This window comes from Amycolatopsis jiangsuensis (assembly GCF_014204865.1).
GTDB classification, from domain to species: Bacteria; Actinomycetota; Actinomycetes; order Mycobacteriales; family Pseudonocardiaceae; genus Amycolatopsis; species Amycolatopsis jiangsuensis.
Genome location: NZ_JACHMG010000001.1, coordinates 5,500,826 through 5,521,872, shown reverse-complemented (window position 1 = coordinate 5,521,872; position 21,047 = coordinate 5,500,826). Strand labels below are relative to the sequence as shown.

Sequence of the window (21,047 nt, the reverse complement as noted above, 5' to 3'; positions counted from 1 at the left end):
TCAGTCCCCCTTCTTCGCGATGATCGACCGGGCGGCGAAGTTGACCAGGAACGTCAGCACGAACAGCACGAGACCGGCCGCGATGTAGGCACCGGCCGAGGTGGGATTGTTGAACTCACTGTAGTTCTGGGCGATCTTCGAAGCGAACGTCGCGCCGCCGTCGAACAGGCTCCAGTCGAAGTTGCGCCCCTGCGGGATCAGCAGGATCACCGCCAGCGCAATGGTTTCGCCGAGTGCGCGGCCGAGGCCGAGCATCGACGCGCCGATGTAGCCCGCCTTGCCGAAGGGCAGCACCGTGGTGCGGATGACCTCCCAGCGCGTGGCGCCGAGCGCCAGCGCGCCCTCGATGTGCGTGGTCGGCGTCCGCTGGAACACCTCGCGCGAGAGCGAGGTGATGATCGGAAGGATCATCACCGCCAGCACGATGCCCGCGGTGAAGATCGTGCCGCGCACGTTCGGCTCGACGTTGCCGGGCGCCAACAGCGGGAACCACGCGAAGGTTTCGTTGATCCACTGGGAGAACGGCTCGATCGCCGGGGCGAACACGAGAATGCCCCAGAGACCGAAGATGATCGAGGGCACCGCGGCGAGCAGGTCCACCACGTAGGCGAACGGCCGGGCCAGCCGGGACGGCGCGTACTGGGTCAGGAAGAGCGCGATGCCGAGCGAGATCGGCATCGCGATGATCAGCGCCACCACCGAGGTCGCGACGGTGACCTCGGCGAGGTCCGCGATGCCGAACGCCATGTTCGTCGGGTCGTTGGTCGACCAGCCGTGGTTGAACAGGAAGTTCGCGTGGTTCGCGCGCAGCGCCGGAATGGCCTGGATGACCAGGAAGATCCCGATCAGGCCGATCAGCGCGACGACGAAGATGCCGGACCCGGTGGTCAGGTTCTGGAAGATGCGGTCACCGGCCCGCACCTTCTTCGGCTTCGTGTCCCCGGGCGGCGCGGAGGGCGCCGGCGAGGCTGGGTTGTCCGAAATCGGATCCTCCGGGAACGCTCGAGAGGACGACGAACGCCCACCGGTGTCGCCGGTGGGCGTTCGCGTCCAGGGTGGTTCGCTCATCGACTTTCCTGGCAGTATCTACTCGCTCCGGCTACTCGCGCTCGGTCAGGAGATCGCCTTGACCGCGGTCAGCACCTTGTCCTGCAGGCTCTGCGGGATCGGCACGTACCCCTTGGCCGACAGCGGCTGCTGCCCCTGGGTCGCGGACACCGTCAGGAAGGCCTTGACGGCCTTGGCGACATCCGGGTTCGAGTACTTCGAGCAGACGATCTCGTAGGTCGTCAGCAGCAGCGGGTAGGCGCCTGCCACATTGCTCGAGTAGATCCCGTCGAGGTCGAGCGCCAGGTCGTTCGTGCCCTCGTTCAGGAACTTCGCCGAGTCCAGCGACTTCGCCACGTTCTCCGAGGACAGCGCGACGCCGCCGGAACCGCTGTCGATCAGCGCCGGGGTGACGCCGTCCTTGGCGAACGCGCCCTCCACGTAGGTGATCGAGCCGTCGGCACCCTTGACCGTGCTGGCCACGCCGTTCGAGCCCTGCGCGCCGTTGCCCACGCCACCGTTGAACTTCTTGCCCGCGCCCTGGGTCCACGCGTCCTTGGCGGCCGCGGACAGGTACTTCTGGAAGTTGTCCGTGGTGCCCGACTCGTCGGAGCGGGAGACGACCTGGATCGGCTTGTCCGGCAGGTTCAGGCTCTCGTTGCCCTTGACCGCCTTGATCGCCGGGTCGTTCCACTTCGTGATGCCACCGTTGAAGATCTTCGCGATCACGGTCGGGGTCAGCGTCAGCTTGTCGACCCCGGACAGGTGGTAGCCGACCGCGACCGGGCCGACCACCAGCGGGATGTTCCAGGCGGGGGAGGCACAGCGTTTGGTCGCCGCTTCGAGGTCGGTCTCGGTGACCGGGGAGTCCGAACCGCCGAAGTCGACCTGGTTGGCGTTGAACTGCTTGACCCCGGCGCCGGAACCGCTCGCGGTGTAGTTGACCTGCTGGCCGTCGCACTTCTTGCCGTACTGCTGCTTGAAGATTTCGATGGCGTTGTTCTGCGCCGTCGAGCCTTCACCGGACAGCGGGCTCTTGCCACCGCAGTCGACCTGCGCGGTACCGGTGGCGGCCGGCGCGCCCGAGGCTGCCGCGTTGGTGTTCGAGGCGGCGGGGTCGGAGCCACAGGCGGCGAGCACCAGAGCGGCACTCGCCACCACGCCGACGGCACCCAGGGGCCGCATGATCTTCACTGCATTTCCTCCACTCGGCAGATGCCTGCTGGAATCCGGGCCGGATCGGCGGCGGTTCGCACCGCGCCGAATCCGGACATTAGGCAGCGCCGGTGGACGGTCACCCTTGGTCAGATGAACGAGAAGTGAACAAGCCACTGGCTGTGACCAGCGCGACTCGCCCGAACGAGTGCCGTGGCCTTCTCGTGATCGCTCAGTACGCAGAAAGTAACACTGCGCACGGCGTCTTGGCGACGGTGATCACTGACCGTACTGAACGTCGGTCTCGAAACGGGTGAACCCGAGCTTCTCGTACACCGCGAGCGCCGCGGCGTTGTCGCCCTCGACGTAAAGGATCACTTGCCGTAGCCCCCTGGACCGGAGGTAACGCAGTCCGGCGAGCGTCAGTGCCTTCCCGAGTCCGCCACCCTGCGTGGCCGGATCGACCCCGACGACGTACACCTCACCGACCGGCTCGCCACCGAACCGGCCGGCCACCGGATCGTGCACCTTGGTCCAGTGGAAACCGGTGACGCGCTGCCGATCGTCCTCGGCCAGGAAGAAGCCCGCCGGGTCGAACCACGCCTGCCGCTCCTCGTCCCGCAGTTCGGCGACGGTGAGCGCGCCCTGCTCAGGATGCCAGTCGAAAGCGCGCGCGTTGACCGCGATCACTGCTTCCTCGTCCTGCGCGGGCACGAACGTGCGCAGCCGGATATCGTTGCGCAGCACCGGTTCCGGCCAGGTCGCGGAGTCCGCGTCGACGTGCAGGACCAAGAGCTCACGCTGCCGGCCGAGCCCCAGCTTCGCGGCGAGGGCGGCCGCGCCGGGATGGTCACCGTGTGCCCACACCCGGAACCCGGCCGCGGCGCGTTCGACGAGAGCCCGCGTGAGTGCGGCACCCACACCGTGGCGGCGATGTCCGGGGCGCACCACGAGTTCCGCGACCTGACGACCGTGCGCATCACCGTCGACGTCCAGGTGCAGATAGCCGGCCGGGACTCCGTCGCGGCGGGCGAGCAGGTGCCATCCGCCGGCGAACTCACGCGGCAACGGACCGGCCGGATCGACCTCCGGACGACCGTCCTGCGCCTCGGCGGCCCGCAGCACCTCGCGAACCTCGTCGAGGAAGGGTTCCGTGGTCCAGTCGCTCAGTTCGATCACGGCTCGACCCTACCCACACCGCACCGGCCGATCGGGTCGCAGCGAGGTCCGTCACGGCTTGCCGAGCCGGCGAGCGGCAGGCGTCAGCGGCGCGAAAGCTCGTGTGCGTCGGCAGGCACGGCGGGAGCTGCGGGGACGACGGGCTTCGCCCCCTTGGCCGGCCGCTCGAACTTGTAGCCGACGTTGCGGACGGTGCCGATCATCTGCTCGTGCTCGGGGCCGAGTTTCGCGCGCAGGCGCCGGACGTGCACGTCCACCGTGCGGGTGCCGCCGAAGAAGTCGTAACCCCAGACCTCCTGCAGCAGCTGGGCGCGGGTGAAGACCCGGCCCGCGTGCTGCGCCAGGTACTTCAGCAGCTCGAACTCCTTGTAGGTCAGCTCGAGCGTGCGGCGGCGCAGCTTCGCGGTGTAGGTGGCCTCGTCGATCACCAGGTCACCGACGCGCAGTTCGGTGTCCGCCTGCCCGGCGCCACCGTCGCGGGTGGTGACCAGCCGCAGCCGCGCGTCGGCCTCGGCCGGGCCCGCGGTCGGGAGCAGGATGTCGTCGGCGCGCCATTCCGCGCTGACCGCCACCAGGCCGCCCTCCCCGATGACGGCGATCACCGGAGTGCCGGCCTCGTCGTCTCCGGCGCCCTTCAGCAGCCGGCAGAGGCTTTTCGCCGACGCCAGATCAGTGCGCGCGTCCAGCAGGATCACGTCCCGGTGCCCGGCGTCGAGCAGGGCGGTCACTTCGGGAGGGCGTACGCGTACCGTGTGCGGCAGCAGGTCGAGAGCGGGGAGTACCGAGGTCGCGTCAGCTTCCGCAGTCAACACCAAGAGGTCCAGGCTCATCAGCCGCACCGCCTTCACAGTTTCGCCGCCTCGAACGTGGCGCCGGTCGGTGCTGAGTGAGAATAGCGGGTTAACGGGCCTGGAACCTAGCTCGTGCTGGATCGATCACACCTGGGCGAAGCGCCCCGCCGACGAACAGGAGTACCCCCGCGATGGTGAGCAGAGGGCCCGCGACGCAAGGCGACCGACCGGCGACCCGGCCGGGAACCAGCCGCCGCGGACGCCGGGTGCGCCGCTGGGTCATCGCCCTCGGCGTGGTGGTGCTCGTACTGGTCGGGGCCGATTTCGGTGCCGCGGCCTTCGCCGAGCACGAGATCTCCCAACGGGCCCGTACGCAGCTGAGCCTGAGCGACGATCCGTCGGTGGACATCCACGGCTTCCCGTTCCTCGTCGAGGCACTCTCCGGTGACTACAGTCACATCTCGGTCTACGCGGACGGCGTGCCGGTCGGCGAGAGCCTGCGTGACGTGCGGGTGAGCGCGGAACTGGAGGACGTCACCGCGCCGCTGTCGGACATCGCCTCCGGGAAGACGGAGTCGGTGAAGATCGGCAAGCTCACCGGCGGGGTCACCATCAAGGCCTCCGACATCGCCCGGATCTCACCGCTGGACAAGATCCAGAACCTGAAGATCGACCAGTCCACCCAGTCCTACGTGAAGTACGGCGACACCGAGGAGGGCAAGCAGCCCGATCCGACGCCGACCGACGAGGCGGGCGAGCCTGCCGACGACACCACCGCCGGAATGCGCATCTCCGGCGACGTGCAGGTGGCCGGGCAGAAGGTGGAGATCTTCTGCTTCGCGCTGATCCAGCTCGAGGGCAAGAGCATCTCGATCGTGCCGCACCGTCTGCAGTTCGGGAATGACCAGTCGACCACGACTGTTCCAGACGCTGTGCAGAAGGCGTTGCTGCCGAACTTCCGCGCCACGATCGACACCAGCACGCTGCCGCTCTCGGTCACCCCGACCGCGGTGCGCGTGGACAGCGGCTCGGTGACGATCAAGGGCAAGGCGACCGGCGTGAGCTTCGCCGACCTGTCGGTCACGAAGACACCGAAGGGGTGAGTACCCGGTGGTCGGATTTTGGGTCCTGCTGGCGGTACTGGTCGTCGCGCTGGCGGCCGGTTTCCTGCTGAAGTCACGCGACGGCCGGATCCGCCCGGCCAAGCGGGCCGCGCATACGGGGGCCGGCGAAGACACGGAGACACCCGTTGCCGCGTCCACCACCGCGGACCGTGCCGGCCGGTCGGCCGCTGCGCACTTGCCCGCTCCCGTCGCCGAGGTGCTCGACGCGGGGGCGGCCGTCACGCTGGTGCAGATCTCCACCACGTTCTGCGCTCCCTGCCGGCACACGCGGGCGCTGCTGTCCGCGCTGGCGGACAAAACCCCGGGGTTGCGGCACGTGGACCTCGACGTCACGAACCAGCCGGAGGTCGCGCAGGCGCTTTCCGTGCTGCGGACCCCGACCACCCTCGCGCTGACCCCGGACGGCCGCGAGCTGCTGCGGGTCGGCGGCCTGCCCAAGGGGCCTGAGCTGCTGGAAGCCCTGCGTCCGCACCTCGCGGCCACCGGCTGAGCCGGGGTTGTTTCCCAGGATCCGGAACTCGTCCCAAGGTATGAACCAGGTTCCCGCAGTGAGGGAAGACTGGGTACCCTGCGTGCTGTGGACGAGCTGCCCATCACCCTCCTGACGCAGCGCCGCGCGGTGGATCTGTGCCGCGTGCGCAGCAGCTTGTGTCCGCGGTTCACCGGCCGGCGCTGAAGCACGTCTCGCGCCTCGCCTTCGCGTTTCCCCGCGTGCTCTTCCCTCGCACCGATTCCCCTCGCACCAAGCAGGAGGAACCATGTCCGCCGGACCGGCCGTCGACCCGCGTGGTCCCAGGTTCGCCGCGATCGTGACCACGGTGGTGCTCGCCGTGGTGCTCGTGACGCAGTGGTGGCCGCTGCTCGCGCTGCAGACCGTGGTGTTCGCGATCGGCGCTTTCATCGGGCTCAAGCCGGCGCCGTACTCGGTGGTCTACCGGCTGCTCGTCGCGCCGCGGCTGGGCCCGCCGGGTGAGCGCGAGGACGCCGCCCCGCTGCGGTTCGCGCAGGCGGTCGGCTTCGTGTTCGCGTTGATCGGCACGATCGGCTTCGTCGCGGGCGTGAGCACGCTGGGCATCGTGGCGACCGCGTTCGCGTTGTTCGCGGCCTTTCTCAACGCGGCGTTCGACTTCTGCCTCGGCTGCGAGATGTACCTGCTGATCAAGCGTTTCAGCCCGGCCCGGGCCTCGTAGAAAACCATCCCCCAGAAAGAGAGTTCGCTCCATGAGCCGTGAAGACGTCCTGGTCACCACCCAGTGGGCCGAGGAGAACCTGGACACCCCCGGTGTGGTGTTCGCCGAGGTCGACGAGGACACCACCGCCTACGACACCGGGCACATCCGCGGTGCGGTGAAGCTCGACTGGCGCAACGACCTGCAGGACAAGGTGCGCCGCGACTTCGTCAGCAAGGAGGACTTCGAAAAGCTGCTGTCGGAGAAGGGCATCTCCAACGACGACCGGGTGATCCTCTACGGCGGCAACAACAACTGGTTCGCCGCCTACGCCTACTGGTACTTCAAGCTCTACGGCCACCAGAACGTGCAGCTGCTCGACGGCGGCCGCAAGAAGTGGGAGCTCGACGGCCGTGAGCTGAACTCCGACGAGGTCAAGCGCGACGCCACGCAGTACCGGGCGAAGGAGCCGGACACCTCGATCCGCGCGTTCCGCGACGAGGTCGTGCAGTCCATCGGCGCGAAGAACTACGTGGACGTGCGTTCGCCGGACGAGTTCGCCGGCAAGCTGCTCGCCCCGGCGCACCTTCCGCAGGAGGTCGCGCAGGTGCCCGGCCACATCCCGGGCGCGCTGAACGTGCCGTGGGCGAAGGTGGCCAACGAGGACGGCACCTTCAAGTCCGAGGACGAGATCAAGGAGCTGTACGCCGAGGCGGGCATCGACGAGTCGAAGGCGACCATCGCCTACTGCCGCATCGGTGAGCGCTCGTCGATCGCGTGGTTCGCGCTGCACGAGCTGCTCGGCTACTCCGACGTGAAGAACTACGACGGTTCCTGGACCGAGTACGGCTCGCTGGTCGGCGTGCCGGTCGAGCTGGGAGCGAAGTGATGGCGGCCGACGACGGCTGCGGCGCTCCGGTCCAGGAGGCGACCCCGGCGGACTTCGACACCAACGGTCAGGTCGTGCTGGCCGGCAAGGTGACCGGCACCGCGGGACCGGTGGGCGGCGCGTTCGTCCGCCTGCTCGACGGCGGCGGCGACTTCGCCGGCGAGGTGGTCTCCTCCGACGACGGCGATTTCCGCTTCTACGCGGCGGCGGGCTCGTGGACGGTGCGCGCGCTGCACCGCACGGGCAACGGCGAAGCCTCAGTCACCGCGGCCGGTCCGGGTCTGCACCAGCTGGCGATTTCGGTCGCCTGACCCGCCATTCGACGGGCGTGAAGGCCCCTTCGACGGAATCCGGTTCCGTCGAAGGGGCCTTCACGGCGTTCAGGGTGGTGACTGTGCTCACCGGAGGTGGCCCGCGCGGGGCCGGACGACGGCGGGCCGACTATTCTGCTGGACGTGGAGACCCTGTTTACGATTCTGCTGATCCTCGCGGGTATCGCGATCGTGTGGTTCGCGGTCTACGTCGTCTACCGGCTGTACGCCGAGCAACGCTGAGCGGCATGACCACGAGTGGCGACGAGGCCATCGCGGCGGCCGAGGAACGCGCGGCGAGCACGCGCGAGCGCAACCTGCCGTTGTGGGACGACCTCCCGATTCCGAACGACACGGCCAACCTGCGCGAGGGCGAGAACCTGAACGACGCCTGCCTGGCGCTGCTTCCGCTGGTCGGCGTCTGGCGCGGCGAGGGCGAGATCTCGTACCCGACCATCGACGGGCCGATCAAGTTCGCGCAGCAGCTCACCGTGTCCCACGACGGCCGCCCGTTCGTCGTCCACGAGGCACGTTCGTGGCTGCTGAACGAGGACGGCAGCGTGCTGCGCCCGGCCGCCCGCGAGTCGGGGTTCTGGCGGCCGCAGGAGGACGACACGCTGGAGCTGCTGCTCACCCACAGCTCGGGCGTCGTCGAACTGTTCTACGGCAAACCACGCAACCAGACGTCCTGGGAGCTGGGCACGGACGCGGTCATCCGCTCCGCGACGGCCAAGGACGTCACCGGTGCCCGGCGACTCTACGGCCTGATCAACGGCGACCTCGGCTACGTCGAGGAGCGCGCGATGATGGGCCAGGAGATGCAGCCGCACGCCTCGGCGCTGTTGCGTCGTGTGGTGGGCTGAGGCCCACAGCCGCCGGCGGAGCGGATCATGCGGGCGCTGGAGATCGTTGCGACCGGTCCGCTCGCGCTCGTCCAGGACCTCGGCCGCCCCGGGTACGCACACCTGGGAGTGCCGCCCTCCGGCGCACTGGACGCCGCGGCGTTGCGGCTGGCGAACCGGCTGGCCGGCAACTCCGAGGACGCGGCCGGGGTCGAAACCGTGCTCGGCGGCCTGGAGGTGCGGGCGACGGAATCATGCACGGCGGCGGTGACCGGACCGTCCGTACCGGTCACTGTGGACGGTCGCGAGGTCGGCTCACACGTGCCCGTGCCGCTGCGGGCAGGACAGCGGCTCACCATCGGCACGCCGTCGACCGGGCTGCGCTGCTATCTCGCGGTGTCCGGGGGCCTGGCCGTGGAGCCGGTGCTGGGCAGCCGTTCGCGGGACGTGCTCTCGGGCCTCGGGCCGGTGCCGCTCGAACCGGGCATGACGGTCCCGCTCGGCTCGGCGACGGGGCTGCCTGCCGGAGCCGACGTCGTGCCTCCCGCGTCCGCCCCGGCCGAGCTCGTCGTGCCGGTTCTGCTGGGACCACGGGACGACTGGCTCGCCGACGCCGCGGCCGGGCTCGGCTGCTGGTGGACGGTCACCGCCGAGGTCAATCGCGTCGGCCTCCGCCTCGACGGGCCGCCGCTGCGCCGCGCTCGCACCGGCGAGCTGCCGAGCGAGGGCATCGTGACCGGCGCGATCCAGGTCCCGCCCGACGGTCAGCCGATCGTGTTCCTCGCCGACCATCCGACGACCGGCGGGTATCCGGTGGCGGCGACGGTGAGACGGAAATCACTCGACGCACTCGCCCAGGTCCGTCCCGGAACCTTGCTGCGCTTCCAGCCGTCCTTCCGGGTGTGGAACGGGTAACGATCACCGGTGGCGCGGGTTTCCTGGAGCTGAACACCGGCGGACGCGTGGAGCTGCCGCAGTCGCTGCGCATCGCGCTGGCCACCGGTCAGCTGCGGCGTCCGCTGGCGGACACGCTGCGTGCGGTGCTGGCGCTGCTCGTGGACGGCGACTACCGGGTGAACGGGCCGGAGCGGCTGACCGAGGCCGCCGCTCTCGTGCCGGCCACCGAGTGGCCGGAGCACGACCACGCACGCGTGACCTACTATCGCGCCGCGATCCGGTCCGGCCACCTGCCGGTGGCGATCGTGCTGTCCGGTGCCCGCGCGCTGCTGCTCGACGGTCACCACAAGATCACCGCCTACCGGGCGGAAGGCGTGCCGGCGTCGGTGGTGCGGATCAGCGCGGCTCAGCCCGAGTACTCGGACTCGTAGATCGCGGCCAACTCCTGGTGCACGGCGGTCGAATCGGGCAGCGCCACGCCGTCGAGCGTGTGCACGCGGGTGACCAGCCGGACCGAAGAGGCCAGGAATACCCCGTCGCCACGGGCCAGGTCGGTGGCCGCGAGCGGTTCCACCTTCACGTTCCAGCCCGCCTTCTCCGCACCGCGGAACAGCGCGTACTGCGTGGTGCCGGGCAGGATGCCGATGGTGGACGGCGGCGTGTAGAGCGTGCGGTCCTTGGCCAGTATCACGGTGGACGTCGGGCCTTCCAGCACGGATCCGTCCGTGGCCGTGAAAATAACGTCCTGCGCACCGCGCCGCGCCGCTTCTCGCAACGCGGCCATGTTCACCGCGTAGGAGATCGACTTCGAGCCCAGCAGCAACCATGGCGCGTGCTCGGCGACGTCCGGGCCGAAGCCACGCTCCAGCGTCACCACGGACACGCCGTCCTCGCGTGCCCGCAACACCTTCGCGTCAACTTCCACGCCCAGCGCGAACGCCGTCGGCGTGCCCGCCGGATCGCCGTCGACCCCTCGCGTGTACACGAGCTTCAGCGCGATTTCCCTGCCGCCCTGCCATCCGTCGATCACCGCACGGGCAGCGCGTTCGAAGCCGGCCAGGTCGGGCGCCGGCAGGTCCAGCATCGCCGCGGAACGGGCGAGCCGGTCGAGGTGCGGGCGCAGTTCCCGCGGCTTCTTGTCCGCCACGAGGATGGTCTCGAACACCCCGTCTCCACGCAGCAGACCGAGGTCGTCCACCCGCAGGTGGGCGGCTCCGGAGTCGGCAAGGGATCCGTCGAGGAAGGCAAGCACGCGCATGCGCCTCACGGTACTCACCCGGGAAAATCGTTTACCTCGCGGAAGCGAGCGCTCGCGCGAAGCGGAGATAGGCTGAAGGCATGCCGTACCGCTCGCCGTTGCTCGAAGCCCCCCGCGTGGTCGCCCCTCCCGAAGGCCATCCCGAGGCCGGCGTGCCCTGGCACTGGGGAGATCCCTTCGCCGAGCAGCGCACCGCCGCCCGCGGGGTGGTCGTGATCGACCGTTCGCACCGGGAAGTCCTTGCGGTCGGCGGACAAGAGCGGCTTTCCTGGCTGCACCTGGTCATCTCGCAACACGTGACCGAGCTGGCCGAGGACACCGGCACCGAAGGCCTCGTGCTCGACAGCCAGGGCCACCTCGACACCCACTTCGTGCTCGCGCACACTGCCGGCACGGTCTATCTGGACAGCGATCCCGGCGCGGTCGCCACGAGCGCGTTGCCCAAGGGCGGCAAGCAAACCCTGCGCGAGTACCTGGAAGCGATGAAGTTCTGGGCCCAGGTGGACATCCGCGACGCGACCGGGGAGCTGGCGCTGCTGAGCGTGCTCGGCCCGGACACGGACAAGGTGCTCGGCTTCGAGCTGGATGCCGCGCCGTATTCCGTGGCGGCGCTGCCCGGCGGCGGGTTCGCGCGGCGGATGCCGTGGCCCACCCGCGACGCGGTGGACCTGGCCGTCCCGCGCGGCGAGCTCGCCGAGTGGTGGCAACGACTCACCGACGCGGGCGCACGCCCGACCGGCACGTGGACGTTCGACGCGCTGCGGGTGGAGTCGCGGCACCCGCGCCTCGGCGTGGACACCGACGAGCGCACCATCCCGCACGAGGTGGGCTGGATCGGCACGGCCGCGCACGTGGCCAAGGGCTGCTACCGCGGGCAGGAGACGGTGTCGAAGGTGCACAACGTCGGCCGCCCGCCGCGGTACCTGGCGCTGCTGCATCTCGACGGCTCACCCGAGATCACCCCGGAGACCGGCGATCCGGTCAAGCTCGGCGGGCGCGTGGTCGGCCGGGTCGGCAGCGTGGTGCAGCACCACGAGCTGGGGCCGATCGCGCTCGCGCTGGTGAAGCGCTCGGTGCCGGCCGCCGCCGAGCTGCTCGCCGGCGACGAGGACCGGATCGTGCAGGCCGTGGTCGACCCGGATTCGGTGCCCGGCGAGCACGCCGCGCCCGGCCGGGAGGCGGCGCAGCGGCTGCGCGGCTGACGCGACGGTAGCGCCCCCGGGAAATGTGGAGCAGGATGTGCCCGTGATCGAAGTTCGTCCCGGCGGGCGACGGCGGATCGACCGCGTCCTCGCCCCGGGATACCTCACCGGCCTCGGTGACCTATCCCTGCCGGTGCTGCGCGAACGCCGGGACGAGGCCGCGCAGGAGGAGACCGACCTGTCCTACCTGCGCCGGCTGCTGCACGCGCGGATCGACATCGTGCGTGCCGAACAGCAGCGCCGGTCCTCCGGCGGCGAGAGCAGCATCGTCGACCGGCTCGCCTCGATCCTCGCCGACAACGCGCTCGGCCCTGCCGCCGGCTCCGGCAGGCACCAGCAGCTCGAGCCGTCCCGCGCGGGCGAACACCGCCGGCACGCCGAGGCACTGATCGGCAACACCGACCTCACCGACGTCGGGGCGCTCCCGGACGACAAGCTGGCCGCCGCGCTGGAGACGTACGCGGCCGAGGAGTCTTCCGTCTCCGACGCCCGGCGCCGCGTCCAGGGCGTGATGGACACGCTCAACGCGGAGATCGCCGCGCGCTACCACAGCGGCGCGGCCACTGTGGACGATCTGCTGGACTCGGAGCTGGGGCGCACCGGCGAATGACCGGCGATCCGATCCTGGTCGAGGTCGTCCGGTCCGGCTTCGTGGAAAGCGTGCACCGTGGCGCGCTCGTCGTCACGGGCCCGGACGGCGCCGTGCTGCACTCGGCAGGCGACGTCGTGAGCCCGATCTTCCCCCGGTCGTCGAACAAGCCGCTGCAGGGCGTCGGGATGCTCCGCGCCGGACTCGGCCACGAAGGTGCCGACCTCGCGCTGGCGTGTGCTTCCCACTCCGGCGAGACCGGTCACGTCGAACGCGTGTCGGCCATGCTCGGCGCCGCCGGGCTCGATCCGTCGGCGCTGGCGTGCCCGCCCGACTTCCCGCTGAACGAGGACGCCGCACGCGCCGCCGTCGAACGGCTGCCGATCACCATGAACTGCTCGGGCAAGCACGCCGCGATGCTCGCCACCTGCGTGGCCGCCGGCTGGCCGGTGGACGGCTACGAGGACCCGGACCATCCCCTGCAGCAAACGCTTGCGGCGACCGTCGAGGAGCTGACCGGGGAACCCATCGCGGCGACCGGCGTCGACGGGTGTGGTGCGCCGCTGTTCGCCTTCTCGCTGACCGGCCTCGCCCGCTCGTTCGGCCGGTTGACGCAGGCGGAGAGCGGATCCGCGCAGCGGCGGGTGGCGGACGCGATGCGAGCGCACCCGTGGCTGGTCGGGGGCACCGGCCGGGAGGACACCCGGCTGATGGAGGCGGTGCCCGGGCTGCTCGCGAAGGCCGGCGCCGAGGGCGTGCTGGCGTTCGCGCTGGCCGACGGCACGGCGGCCGCGATCAAGATCGCCGACGGCGCCAAACGCGGCTACCCGCCGCTGGCCATGGCGATCCTGGCCCAGCTCGGCGTCCACCCGTCCGGGCTCGAGGACCTGGCCCGCCCGGCCGTACTCGGCGGTGGCCGCGAGGTCGGTCACCTGCGCGTCAGTTGGCGTGCTCCCTAGCCGCGAGGTCGCCCCAGAACTCGCGGAGCTCGGAGAACAGCTCGGCCAGCTCCTCGACGTTGCCACTGCGCAGCGCGTCGAGGATGTCGTGCACTTCCTCCGCGGTGGTGTCCGCGTCGAGGATCGGGTCGGCGAACAACTGCACGAGGCCGCCGTAGTCCAGTTCCACGACCGACCCCGGGTCGAAGCTGTCCAGCCACTCCCGGGTCTGCGCGAGCACCTGCCCCGGGCCGGATTCCCCGAAGGCGGCCTCGACGAGCTCGCTCGCGTCGGTCGCGCGGCGCACCGCGTCGGACATCGAGGTGCGCCACGACGCCTCGCGCGCCGGATCGTCCGGACCGGAACCGAGGACGAGTTTTCGCTCGTTCGGGTCGATCAACGCGAACCACGGCAGCGGCACGGTCCAGGTGGTGGTGAGGGTGTGCGCGGCGGAAGTGGACAGGTCGGTCAGCGCGGCCCGCGTGCGCGCCCGCGCGCGGTCGAAGGTGACGCCGCCGGCTTCGAGCACGACGCTGCGCACCGCGGGCGACTCGTCGTCGGTGAGGAAGGTGGACAGCGCCGCCGCCGAGCGTGCGCGCATTTCCAGCGGGCACACGAGCGGCCCGTCCACCGGATGCCCGGTGGGCACCTCCGCCGGATCCAGCACGAGCACGTCGGTGTCCAGGCTGGGTGCCGCCCGGCCGTCGGCGAGCTCCGCGGGCAGCAGCCGGACCGGCCTCGCCGCCTGTGACTTGAGCCACAGACACTGTTCGCGTCCGCCGATCGCGGCCCGCCGCAGGGTGGCCGCGGAAACGGCCTCGACCAGCCGTTGCCCGGGCGGATCGGCCAGGGCGGCGAGGGGTTCGTACACCCGCAGGTAGGCCGCGAAGGGTCGGAGCACCCGAGCATCGTGGCACGCCGACCAGCGCCGATCGGCACCGACCGGCCGGTAACCGGCGTCCGGCGGACACTGTCGCGACCGGCACACCGTGCCACGTCGCATCGAACCCCTCGGACACGGTACGGTGTGAGCAGGAAATAACTGTCGAGACGATGCGGGGCCGCCGATTCCCCCGGCCGCCCCGCCCCTGTGCGAGGGGGTCGAGCCATGGGGCGCGGCCGGGCTAAGGCCAAGCAGACGAAGGTGGCGCGCGAGCTCAAGTACAGCTCCCACGACACCGACTTCGATGCTTTGCAGCGCGAGCTGTCGAGTAGTTCCTCGGACAACCACGAGGACGACAACCGGTACGAGGACCCGTACGACGACGGGTACGACGAGTACCGCCGTTGACGCAGGCACACGCAGCGCGAGGGTGGGATCGGGCCACGGCCCGGTGACACCCTCGCGCTTCGTGTGCTGCCCGATTTTTCCCCGGAGTCGCGGTGTTTCCGCGACGGACGAAGGAGTGTGCCGGTGACCGACGTCGTCCGGGTGGGAGTGGTCGGAGCCGGGCTGATGGGTTCCGGCATCGCCGAGGTGCACGCGAAGGCCGGGCTCGACGTCGTGGTCAACGAGGTCGACCAGCCCGCACTCGACGCCGGGAAGGCCCGGATCGAGAAGTCGCTGCAGCGCGGGGTGAAAAGCGGCAAACTGTCCACCGAGGACGCCGACGCCGCACTCGGCAGGCTGCGCTTCACGACCGAGCTGGCCGAGTTCGCCGACCGGGACCTCGTCGTCGAGGCGGTCGTCGAACAGGAACAGGCCAAGGTCGAGGTGTTCCGCGCGCTGGACGAGATCGTCGAGCGGCCGGACGCGCTGTTCGCCTCCAACACCTCCTCGATCCCGATCATGAAGCTGGGCATGGCCACCGGCCGTCCGCAGCAGGTGGTCGGCATCCACTTCTTCAACCCGGTGCCGGTGCTGCCCTTGGTCGAGCTGGTCCCGTCGCTGCTGACCGGCGAGGACACCGCGCGCCGCGCCGAGGAACACGCCACGAACGCGCTCGGCAAGACGGTGATCCGCTCGCAGGACCGGGCGGGCTTCATCGTGAATTCGCTGCTGGTGCCGTATCTGCTCTCGGCGATCCGGATGATCGAGTCGGGGTTCGCCTCGGCCGAGGACATCGACCGCGGGATGGAGCTGGGCACCGCGCATCCGATGGGTCCGCTGCGGCTGTCCGACCTGATCGGCCTGGACACCATCAAGGCCATCGCGGACTCAATGTACGCCGAGTTCAAGGAGCCGCTGTACTCGTCGCCGCCGCTGCTGCTGCGCATGGTCGACGCCGGTCTGCTCGGCAAGAAGACCGGCCGCGGCTTCTATTCCTACAGCTGACCGAACGCCGCGCGCCGGGACGCCCTGCGCAGGACGGTCAGGACGGCGGGCCCGAGCAGCAGGATCGCGACGAGGTTCGTCAGCGCGCGTCCGGTGTCCCAGCCGAGCGTGGACGTGAGCACGGTGAACACCAGGAACCGGTGCAGGTTCTCGCCGAGCGGGGCGCCCGCCACGAAGTCCAGTGCGGTCGAGCCGGCCAGGAACGGCCAGGTGAACAGGCTCATCGCCAGCCCGTAGAAGTACGCGGCCAGCACGCCGTAGACCGCGAGCAGCGCGATCTCCCACCGGCCACGCACCCGGCGGGGCAACAGCCCGGCACCCAGCCCGACCAGCGACGAGGCCAGCATCTGGAACGGCAGCCACGGTCCGACGCCTCCGGTGAGCAGTGCGGAGGCGAACAGCGAAGTCGATCCGAGCACGAAGCCGAAACCCGGGCCGAAGACCCGTCCGGCCAGTACCAGCAGGAAGAACACCAGCTCGATCCCGCCGGTACCGGCGCCGAGCGGCCGCAGTGCGGCGTTCACCGCGGACAGCACCCCGAGCAGCGCGAGCGCCTTCGCGTCGAGCCCGCCGCTGGACAGTTCGGCGAGCACGATGAGGATCAGCACCGGCAGCGTGATCAGGAAGACGAACGGCGCGTCGGTGGTGTGCGCCGACGTGCCCACCCCGCCGCGGGCCAGCAGCGGCCAGCAGAACATCGCGAGCCCGGCGACGACCGCGACCGTGAGCACCAGCGCGCTGCGACGGCGGAGGCGGACGGCGGGGCCGAGAAAGTCCGTCACGGCAGTTCCTTCGCGACCTCGTCCACGGTGAGCCACGGTTCCGGTGCCAGGACCTTCGCCACCTGCGGCGCGAACGCCGGTGAGGAGACCACCACGTCGGCGGTCGGCCCGTCGGCCACCACCTCGCCCTCGGCGAGCACCACGACGCGGTCCGCGGCGGCCGCGACGAACTCGACGTCGTGCGTTGCCAGCAGGACGGCGTGCCCCGCAGCGGCCAGCGACGCCAGCACCGCGGTGAACTGCCGTTTCGCCGGGTAGTCGAGGCCGCGCGTCGGCTCGTCGAGCAGCAGCACGGGAGGCGCCGCGGCCAGCTGTACGGCCAGCACCAGCGCGAGCCGCTGACCTTCGGAGAGGTCACGCGGATTCGCCGCGTCGTCGATCCCCGGCACGAGCCGGTCGAGCAGCTTGCGGGCGGTGCCGTCGGCCGCGTCGGACTCGAGGTCGGCTTGCCGGCATTCGGCCGCGACGGAGTCGAGGTACAGCAGGTCGGCTGGGCTCTGCGGGACCAGCCCGACCCGCGTCCGCGCGGCGCGCGCACGCAGCGCCTTCGGATCCGAGCCGAGCACGTCGACCGTGCCGCCGGACCGGATCCCGCTGCCTTGCAACGCCCACAGCAGCGACGACTTGCCCGAACCGTTGCGGCCCATCAACGCGACCACTTCGCCCCGGCGGAGCCGCAGGTCGACACCGCGCACCGCGTGCACCCCGCCGTAGCGCACCCGGACCTCGCGCGCCGTGAGCACCGGCTCGCCGTCGCGCTCGGACGGGCGGTCGGGCACCCGCCCGGCCAGCTGTTCCCGCAGCGGACGGGCTTTCCGGCGCGCGTCGCGGACCGACAGCGGCAACGGCGTCCAGCCCGCCAGCCGCCCCAGCTCCACGATCGGCGGCGCGACGTCGGTGTGCGCGAACACCTCCGCGGGCGGCCCGGACACGACTGTGCCGTCGCCGGGCAGGTACAGGAGGCGATCGGCGTACTGGGCCACGCGTTCCATCCGGTGCTCGGCGACCACCACCGTGGTGCCCAGGTCGTGCACGAGCCGGGTGATCGCGGCCAGCACCTCCTCGGCGGCGGTCGGGTCGAGAGCCGACGTCGGCTCGTCGAGCACCAGCACGCTCGGATGCGCCGTGAGCACCGAACCGATCGCCACCCGTTGCTGCTGCCCGCCGGACAGTGTCCGCAGTGGACGGTCACGCAGCTCCGCGATGCCCAGCAGGTCGAGGGTTTCCTCGACCCGCTTGCGCATCACGTCGGGTGCCACGGCCAGCTGTTCCATGGCGTAGGCCAGTTCCTCCTCGACGGTGTCGGTGACGAACCCGGCCAGCGGATCCTGTCCGACGACGCCGACGACCTCGGCCAGCTCACGCGGCGGATGCTCGGCGGTGTCGAATCCGGCCACCCGCACCCGTCCGGTGAGCCGGCCACCGGTGAAGTGCGGGACGAGTCCGTTCATCGCGCCGAGCAAAGTCGACTTGCCGACCCCGGTGCGCCCGGCGACCAGGCACAGTTCGCCCTCTTCGATGTCCAGGTTCACGTCGGTGAGCACCGGGCGGGCGGCGCCCTCGTACCGGACGCCGACATGCGAGAACTCGATCACCGGACCACCTCCGCGACGAGCGCCGGGCGCGGGGCCAGCCAGGCGGGCAGCACGCAGACCAGGATCGCCAGCGCAGGCAGCAGCGGCAGCTCGGGCCAGGCCGGCGGGGACGCCGAAGTGGCCAGCGTGGCGGGATCGGCCACCAGCACGAGCACGCAGCCCGCCACCCCGCACAGCGCGACCAGCGTCTCCGGCAGTCGCCACGGGTCGGGCCGATACGTCGTGCGGCGCACCCGCCGGCCGCCGAGCACGAACCCGGCGCCGGCCACGACCAGGCCCCCCACCAGCATCGGCACTCCGAGCCACGACGCCGAGCCGTCCAGCACGCCGTACACGCCCACCGCGACCCCGACGAGCCCGGCGAGCACGCAGACCGCGATCACCACGCGAACCCGCCGGCCGAGGTAGCCGCGGCGGCCGTAACCGCGCGAGTCCATGGCCGCCGCCAGCTGCAGCGACCGGTCCATGGCGTCGGCGAGTACCGGCACGAAGATCCCCTTCACGAAACGCAGGCCGCGGGTCCGGCCGGCTCGAAGCCGGCGCGCTCGCCGTACCCGATGGACGCTCTCCACCAGCTGCGGTGCCACCGACAGCGCGACCGTGACCGCCGTGCCCACCTCGTACAGCGCGCCCGGCACGGCCTTCAGCAGGCGCTTCGGGTTCGCCAGCGCGTTCGCGGCACCGACGCAGAGCACGATCGTGGCCAGCCGGAGACCGTCGTAGAAGCCACCGAGAAGTTCCTCGGCGGAGGTGGGACCGAGCAGTTCGATCCCGGCAGCCGCTGCGGGCAGCGGGATCGAGGGCAGCGTGAACAGCACGTGCCCGCCGTCCTCGCCGCCGATCAGGATCCGGAACAGGATCCGGGACACGAGGATGACCCCGGCGACGATCGCGTACATCCGGAACGCCAGCGCCCAGGGCGCATCACCGCGCCGGGCCACCACCACGAACCCGGCCACCGCGATCACCAGAGCGAGCAGGAGCGGGTTCGTGGTCCGGCTCGCGACGACCGCGAGCGCGAGCGCCCACACCCACCACGCGCCGGGATGCAGCGCTCGCGCCTCAGCCCGCACCACGCCGGCGCCGGATCGCGGTGCCCACCCCGGCCGCGACGATCAGCACGACCACCACGATGCCCACGACCAGCCCCCACGGGAAACCGCTGTCCGAAGTGGACGACTGCTCCGCGGCCGGCGCGGGGGCGTTCGCCTTGCGCACCGGCGCGGTCCGCGGCGGCGGGTAGTCGGTGTAGGACTTGCCGATCGCGAAAGACCAGCCCTCGAAGCTCCCGGCGGGCGGCTTCCAGCTCTGGACGCCGACCTGGCTCGACGCCCATTTACCACCGTTCGTGGCGGTCCAGAAGCTCCAGCTGGCACTCTCCGGCGGCAGGTCGGTGCACGCCTGGTCGGCGGGCTTGCCCTCGATCCGGCAGATCAGCGCCAGGCCGTACTTACCCGCACCGGCCAGCTCAAGCCCGGCGTTCTGCAGTGCGGTGACCCCGTTCTCCTGCGGTCCGGGCGCACAGCGGATGAGCGGGTCACCGCCCAGGCCCTGGAAGTCGACGACGACGGTGACCCCGTTGCCGTCCGGGCAGTATCCCGGGGTGCCCTTGCCGGGCACGGTGGCGGCGGCGGGACTGGCCCCGCCAAAGCCGGTGGTGACGAGGAGTGCGCACCCGGCGAGGAATCGCCCCCAGTGGCGCGCGTGTGTGAACCCCATGGCTGATGAACCTCGCATCGATCGGACCACGACGGGCGATCCGGCTCACGGCCCACGGCGGGCCGCTCACGGTTGCGGGTCAGCGCCGGATTTCCACCGGCTTCCCCCGTTCGTGGCGTAGAACCCGTTGACGTTAACCCACCGCAGGCACCCGCCGGAAGCGACGACGGCCACACCTACACTTCCGGACGTGGGATTCGGACAGCTGCGCGTGGGCCTCGTCGGCACCGGACCGTGGGCGAGCACGGTGCACGCTCCCGGGCTGGCCGAGCATCCGGGCACCGTGCTCAGCGCGGTGTGGAGCCGGCGACCGGAGGCGGCACAGTCGCTCGCGCAGGTCCACGACGCCGTGCCCACCACCGATCTCGACGAGCTGTTCGAGCAGGTCGACGCACTCGCGTTCGCGGTGCCGCCCGCGGTGCAGGCGGAGATCGCGCCGCGCGCCGCGGCGGCGGGCAAGCACCTGATCCTCGAGAAGCCGATCGCCGCCGACCTGGCCGGTGCGCAGCGGCTGGCGGCCGCGGTGACCGAGGCCGGCGTCGCCTCGCTCGTGATGCTCACGCTGCGTTTCTCCCAGCAGACCCGCGAGTGGCTCGACGGCGTCACTCAGGCGGGTGGCTGGCGCGGCGGTGGCGCGCGGTGGCTGTCCGGCGCGCTGCTCGGCGGCCGGTACGCGACGTCGGCGTGGCGGCAGGACCCGGCAGGCGGCGCGCTCGCGGACATCGGACCTCACGCCTTCGACCTGCTCGACGCCGCGCTCGGGCCGATCACCGGCGTCCTCGCGGCCCACCGCGGCGAGAACGACCTGTGGCAGGTGCTGCTCGCCCACGAAGGGGGCGCGACGAGCACCGCGACGCTCACCCTGCGACTGCCGGTGCAGCCCACCGTCGCCGAGGTCGCGGTGTACGGCGAGCAGGGCTACCGGACATTGAGCCGATCGGGTACCGCTGCCGAGGCGTACACCGCACTGCTGGATGACTTCGCCGCGATGGTCGCGAGCGGGACCACCACGCACCCGTGTGACGTGCACCGCGGGGTGCACCTGGCGCGCATCATCGATCAAGCTCGTGCGCTGGCCGGCTGAAAACCTCGCGTTTTCCCTTGTGAAACAAGGATTTCCCACTCCACTATGGACTGCCCCAGCACGTAACTCCGTTTCCCGCCACCGGAAAAGTTCACCTCATAGTGCGCGTGACTGGAAGTGCCGCGCGGATCCCTTGATGCGATGGTGATCTTGGGGATGGGGAGAAGAGCGGTTCGGTGAGGGGTTCGAGAAGGGAAGCGC

General features: G+C 70.9%; 25 protein-coding genes and 1 riboswitch. Of the genes, 15 read left to right on the top strand and 10 right to left on the bottom strand.

What is annotated here, in order from left to right; translation table 11 throughout:
- From pstC to BJY18_RS25010, 4 genes are all read right to left on the bottom strand, one after another.
- On the bottom strand, window positions 1-921 hold the full coding sequence (gene pstC / locus BJY18_RS25025) for a phosphate ABC transporter permease subunit PstC (protein WP_184784826.1): 921 nt from the start codon (window positions 919-921) through the stop codon (window positions 1-3).
- Between the two features lie 192 nt (window positions 922-1,113).
- Window positions 1,114-2,241: a phosphate ABC transporter substrate-binding protein PstS gene (gene pstS / locus BJY18_RS25020; RefSeq protein WP_184782407.1), complete on the bottom strand. Its 1,128-nt coding sequence runs from the start codon at window positions 2,239-2,241 to the stop codon at window positions 1,114-1,116.
- A gap of 240 nt (window positions 2,242-2,481) precedes the next feature.
- Complete coding sequence (mshD, locus tag BJY18_RS25015) at window positions 2,482-3,381, bottom strand: mycothiol synthase (RefSeq protein ID WP_184782406.1); 900 nt, start codon at window positions 3,379-3,381, stop codon at window positions 2,482-2,484.
- Window positions 3,382-3,464: 83 nt separating this feature from the next.
- Window positions 3,465-4,211: a response regulator transcription factor gene (locus tag BJY18_RS25010; protein ID WP_184782404.1), complete on the bottom strand. Its 747-nt coding sequence runs from the start codon at window positions 4,209-4,211 to the stop codon at window positions 3,465-3,467.
- A 227-nt stretch (window positions 4,212-4,438) separates the two neighbouring features.
- On the opposite strand from BJY18_RS25010, the gene BJY18_RS25005 reads away from it, so the two are divergent.
- The 9 genes from BJY18_RS25005 (at window position 4,439) to BJY18_RS24970 (ending at window position 9,835) form a co-directional block, all read left to right on the top strand.
- The gene (locus BJY18_RS25005; RefSeq protein WP_312873951.1) at window positions 4,439-5,275 is read left to right on the top strand and encodes an LmeA family phospholipid-binding protein; all 837 of its coding nucleotides are present in this window, start codon (window positions 4,439-4,441) and stop codon (window positions 5,273-5,275) included.
- A 7-nt stretch (window positions 5,276-5,282) separates the two neighbouring features.
- Window positions 5,283-5,786, top strand: a complete 504-nt coding sequence (locus BJY18_RS25000) for a TlpA family protein disulfide reductase (RefSeq protein WP_184782400.1) — start codon at window positions 5,283-5,285, stop codon at window positions 5,784-5,786.
- Window positions 5,787-5,873: 87 nt separating this feature from the next.
- A complete protein-coding gene (locus tag BJY18_RS37820; RefSeq protein ID WP_312873950.1) occupies window positions 5,874-5,972 on the top strand; it encodes a putative leader peptide in 99 nt (32 codons plus the stop codon).
- A gap of 82 nt (window positions 5,973-6,054) precedes the next feature.
- Window positions 6,055-6,486 (top strand): DUF4395 domain-containing protein, encoded by a 432-nt coding sequence (locus BJY18_RS24995; RefSeq protein WP_184782399.1) that lies wholly within the window; start codon window positions 6,055-6,057, stop codon window positions 6,484-6,486.
- Between the two features lie 31 nt (window positions 6,487-6,517).
- Window positions 6,518-7,354 carry a sulfurtransferase gene (locus tag BJY18_RS24990; protein ID WP_184782398.1) on the top strand — a complete coding sequence of 279 codons (837 nt, stop codon included), beginning with the start codon at window positions 6,518-6,520 and terminating at the stop codon, window positions 7,352-7,354.
- Window positions 7,354-7,665, top strand: coding sequence for a DUF1416 domain-containing protein (locus BJY18_RS24985; protein WP_184782397.1), 312 nt, complete (start codon window positions 7,354-7,356; stop codon window positions 7,663-7,665). The genes BJY18_RS24990 and BJY18_RS24985 overlap by 1 nt, the downstream gene beginning before the upstream one ends.
- 248 nt (window positions 7,666-7,913) lie before the next feature.
- Window positions 7,914-8,528, top strand: coding sequence for a heme-binding beta-barrel domain-containing protein (locus BJY18_RS24980; protein ID WP_184782396.1), 615 nt, complete (start codon window positions 7,914-7,916; stop codon window positions 8,526-8,528).
- Window positions 8,529-8,555: 27 nt separating this feature from the next.
- The gene (locus BJY18_RS24975; RefSeq protein WP_184782395.1) at window positions 8,556-9,422 is read left to right on the top strand and encodes a 5-oxoprolinase subunit C family protein; all 867 of its coding nucleotides are present in this window, start codon (window positions 8,556-8,558) and stop codon (window positions 9,420-9,422) included.
- On the top strand, window positions 9,410-9,835 hold the full coding sequence (locus BJY18_RS24970) for a ParB N-terminal domain-containing protein (RefSeq protein ID WP_184782394.1): 426 nt from the start codon (window positions 9,410-9,412) through the stop codon (window positions 9,833-9,835). The genes BJY18_RS24975 and BJY18_RS24970 overlap by 13 nt, the downstream gene beginning before the upstream one ends.
- Here the strand turns inward: BJY18_RS24970 and BJY18_RS24965 are convergent.
- Entirely contained in the window at window positions 9,811-10,662 is an 852-nt protein-coding gene (locus tag BJY18_RS24965; protein WP_184782393.1) for an aminodeoxychorismate lyase, read from the bottom strand. The two genes, BJY18_RS24970 and BJY18_RS24965, sit on opposite strands and share 25 nt — an antisense overlap.
- A gap of 80 nt (window positions 10,663-10,742) precedes the next feature.
- On the opposite strand from BJY18_RS24965, the gene ygfZ reads away from it, so the two are divergent.
- From ygfZ to BJY18_RS24950, 3 genes are read left to right on the top strand one after another with little or no spacing between them, the layout of a single operon-like run.
- Entirely contained in the window at window positions 10,743-11,864 is a 1,122-nt protein-coding gene (gene ygfZ / locus BJY18_RS24960; RefSeq protein ID WP_184782392.1) for a CAF17-like 4Fe-4S cluster assembly/insertion protein YgfZ, read from the top strand.
- 43 nt (window positions 11,865-11,907) lie between these two features.
- Window positions 11,908-12,474 (top strand): RsiG family protein, encoded by a 567-nt coding sequence (locus tag BJY18_RS24955; protein ID WP_184782391.1) that lies wholly within the window; start codon window positions 11,908-11,910, stop codon window positions 12,472-12,474.
- Window positions 12,471-13,412, top strand: coding sequence for an asparaginase (locus tag BJY18_RS24950; protein ID WP_184782390.1), 942 nt, complete (start codon window positions 12,471-12,473; stop codon window positions 13,410-13,412). Before BJY18_RS24955 ends, BJY18_RS24950 begins: the two co-directional genes overlap by 4 nt.
- Here BJY18_RS24950 and BJY18_RS24945 read toward each other — a convergent pair.
- The gene (locus BJY18_RS24945; protein ID WP_184782389.1) at window positions 13,393-14,292 is read right to left on the bottom strand and encodes a DUF8083 family protein; all 900 of its coding nucleotides are present in this window, start codon (window positions 14,290-14,292) and stop codon (window positions 13,393-13,395) included. The two genes, BJY18_RS24950 and BJY18_RS24945, sit on opposite strands and share 20 nt — an antisense overlap.
- 207 nt (window positions 14,293-14,499) lie before the next feature.
- Between BJY18_RS24945 and BJY18_RS24940 the strand changes: the two genes are divergently transcribed.
- Together BJY18_RS24940 and BJY18_RS24935 are read left to right on the top strand one after the other, a co-directional pair.
- Entirely contained in the window at window positions 14,500-14,682 is a 183-nt protein-coding gene (locus tag BJY18_RS24940) for a DUF3073 domain-containing protein (RefSeq protein ID WP_184782387.1), read from the top strand.
- A gap of 123 nt (window positions 14,683-14,805) precedes the next feature.
- Window positions 14,806-15,666 carry a 3-hydroxybutyryl-CoA dehydrogenase gene (locus BJY18_RS24935; RefSeq protein ID WP_184782385.1) on the top strand — a complete coding sequence of 287 codons (861 nt, stop codon included), beginning with the start codon at window positions 14,806-14,808 and terminating at the stop codon, window positions 15,664-15,666.
- Here BJY18_RS24935 and BJY18_RS24930 read toward each other — a convergent pair.
- The 4 genes from BJY18_RS24930 to BJY18_RS24915 are packed head-to-tail and all read right to left on the bottom strand — an operon-like array spanning window position 15,657 to window position 19,762.
- Complete coding sequence (locus BJY18_RS24930; protein ID WP_184782383.1) at window positions 15,657-16,448, bottom strand: ECF transporter S component; 792 nt, start codon at window positions 16,446-16,448, stop codon at window positions 15,657-15,659. The two genes, BJY18_RS24935 and BJY18_RS24930, sit on opposite strands and share 10 nt — an antisense overlap.
- On the bottom strand, window positions 16,445-18,043 hold the full coding sequence (locus tag BJY18_RS24925; RefSeq protein WP_184782381.1) for an ABC transporter ATP-binding protein: 1,599 nt from the start codon (window positions 18,041-18,043) through the stop codon (window positions 16,445-16,447). Before BJY18_RS24925 ends, BJY18_RS24930 begins: the two co-directional genes overlap by 4 nt.
- Window positions 18,040-19,119 (bottom strand): CbiQ family ECF transporter T component, encoded by a 1,080-nt coding sequence (locus tag BJY18_RS24920; protein ID WP_184782379.1) that lies wholly within the window; start codon window positions 19,117-19,119, stop codon window positions 18,040-18,042. Before BJY18_RS24920 ends, BJY18_RS24925 begins: the two co-directional genes overlap by 4 nt.
- Window positions 19,106-19,762, bottom strand: coding sequence for a hypothetical protein (locus tag BJY18_RS24915; RefSeq protein ID WP_184782377.1), 657 nt, complete (start codon window positions 19,760-19,762; stop codon window positions 19,106-19,108). Before BJY18_RS24915 ends, BJY18_RS24920 begins: the two co-directional genes overlap by 14 nt.
- A 17-nt stretch (window positions 19,763-19,779) precedes the next feature.
- Window positions 19,780-19,919, bottom strand: a riboswitch (cobalamin riboswitch).
- Between the two features lie 33 nt (window positions 19,920-19,952).
- On the opposite strand from BJY18_RS24915, the gene BJY18_RS24910 reads away from it, so the two are divergent.
- Window positions 19,953-20,846: a Gfo/Idh/MocA family protein gene (locus BJY18_RS24910; RefSeq protein ID WP_184782375.1), complete on the top strand. Its 894-nt coding sequence runs from the start codon at window positions 19,953-19,955 to the stop codon at window positions 20,844-20,846.
- Window positions 20,847-21,047: the final 201 nt, after the last annotated feature.

Bases quoted from the DNA above. Each gene is read 5' to 3' on its own strand.
- ygfZ (WP_184782392.1), top strand. From the start codon at position 10,743: ATGCCGTACCGCTCGCCGTTGCTCGAAGCCCCCCGCGTGGTCGCCCCT.
- BJY18_RS24975 (WP_184782395.1), top strand. From the start codon at position 8,556: ATGCGGGCGCTGGAGATCGTTGCGACCGGTCCGCTCGCGCTCGTCCAG.
- BJY18_RS24915 (WP_184782377.1), bottom strand. From the start codon at position 19,762: ATGGGGTTCACACACGCGCGCCACTGGGGGCGATTCCTCGCCGGGTGC.
- BJY18_RS24965 (WP_184782393.1), bottom strand. From the start codon at position 10,662: ATGCGCGTGCTTGCCTTCCTCGACGGATCCCTTGCCGACTCCGGAGCC.
- BJY18_RS24940 (WP_184782387.1), top strand. From the start codon at position 14,500: ATGGGGCGCGGCCGGGCTAAGGCCAAGCAGACGAAGGTGGCGCGCGAG.
- BJY18_RS24980 (WP_184782396.1), top strand. From the start codon at position 7,914: ATGACCACGAGTGGCGACGAGGCCATCGCGGCGGCCGAGGAACGCGCG.
- BJY18_RS24985 (WP_184782397.1), top strand. From the start codon at position 7,354: ATGGCGGCCGACGACGGCTGCGGCGCTCCGGTCCAGGAGGCGACCCCG.
- BJY18_RS24995 (WP_184782399.1), top strand. From the start codon at position 6,055: ATGTCCGCCGGACCGGCCGTCGACCCGCGTGGTCCCAGGTTCGCCGCG.
- BJY18_RS25010 (WP_184782404.1), bottom strand. From the start codon at position 4,211: ATGAGCCTGGACCTCTTGGTGTTGACTGCGGAAGCTGACGCGACCTCG.
- BJY18_RS24990 (WP_184782398.1), top strand. From the start codon at position 6,518: ATGAGCCGTGAAGACGTCCTGGTCACCACCCAGTGGGCCGAGGAGAAC.
- BJY18_RS24950 (WP_184782390.1), top strand. From the start codon at position 12,471: ATGACCGGCGATCCGATCCTGGTCGAGGTCGTCCGGTCCGGCTTCGTG.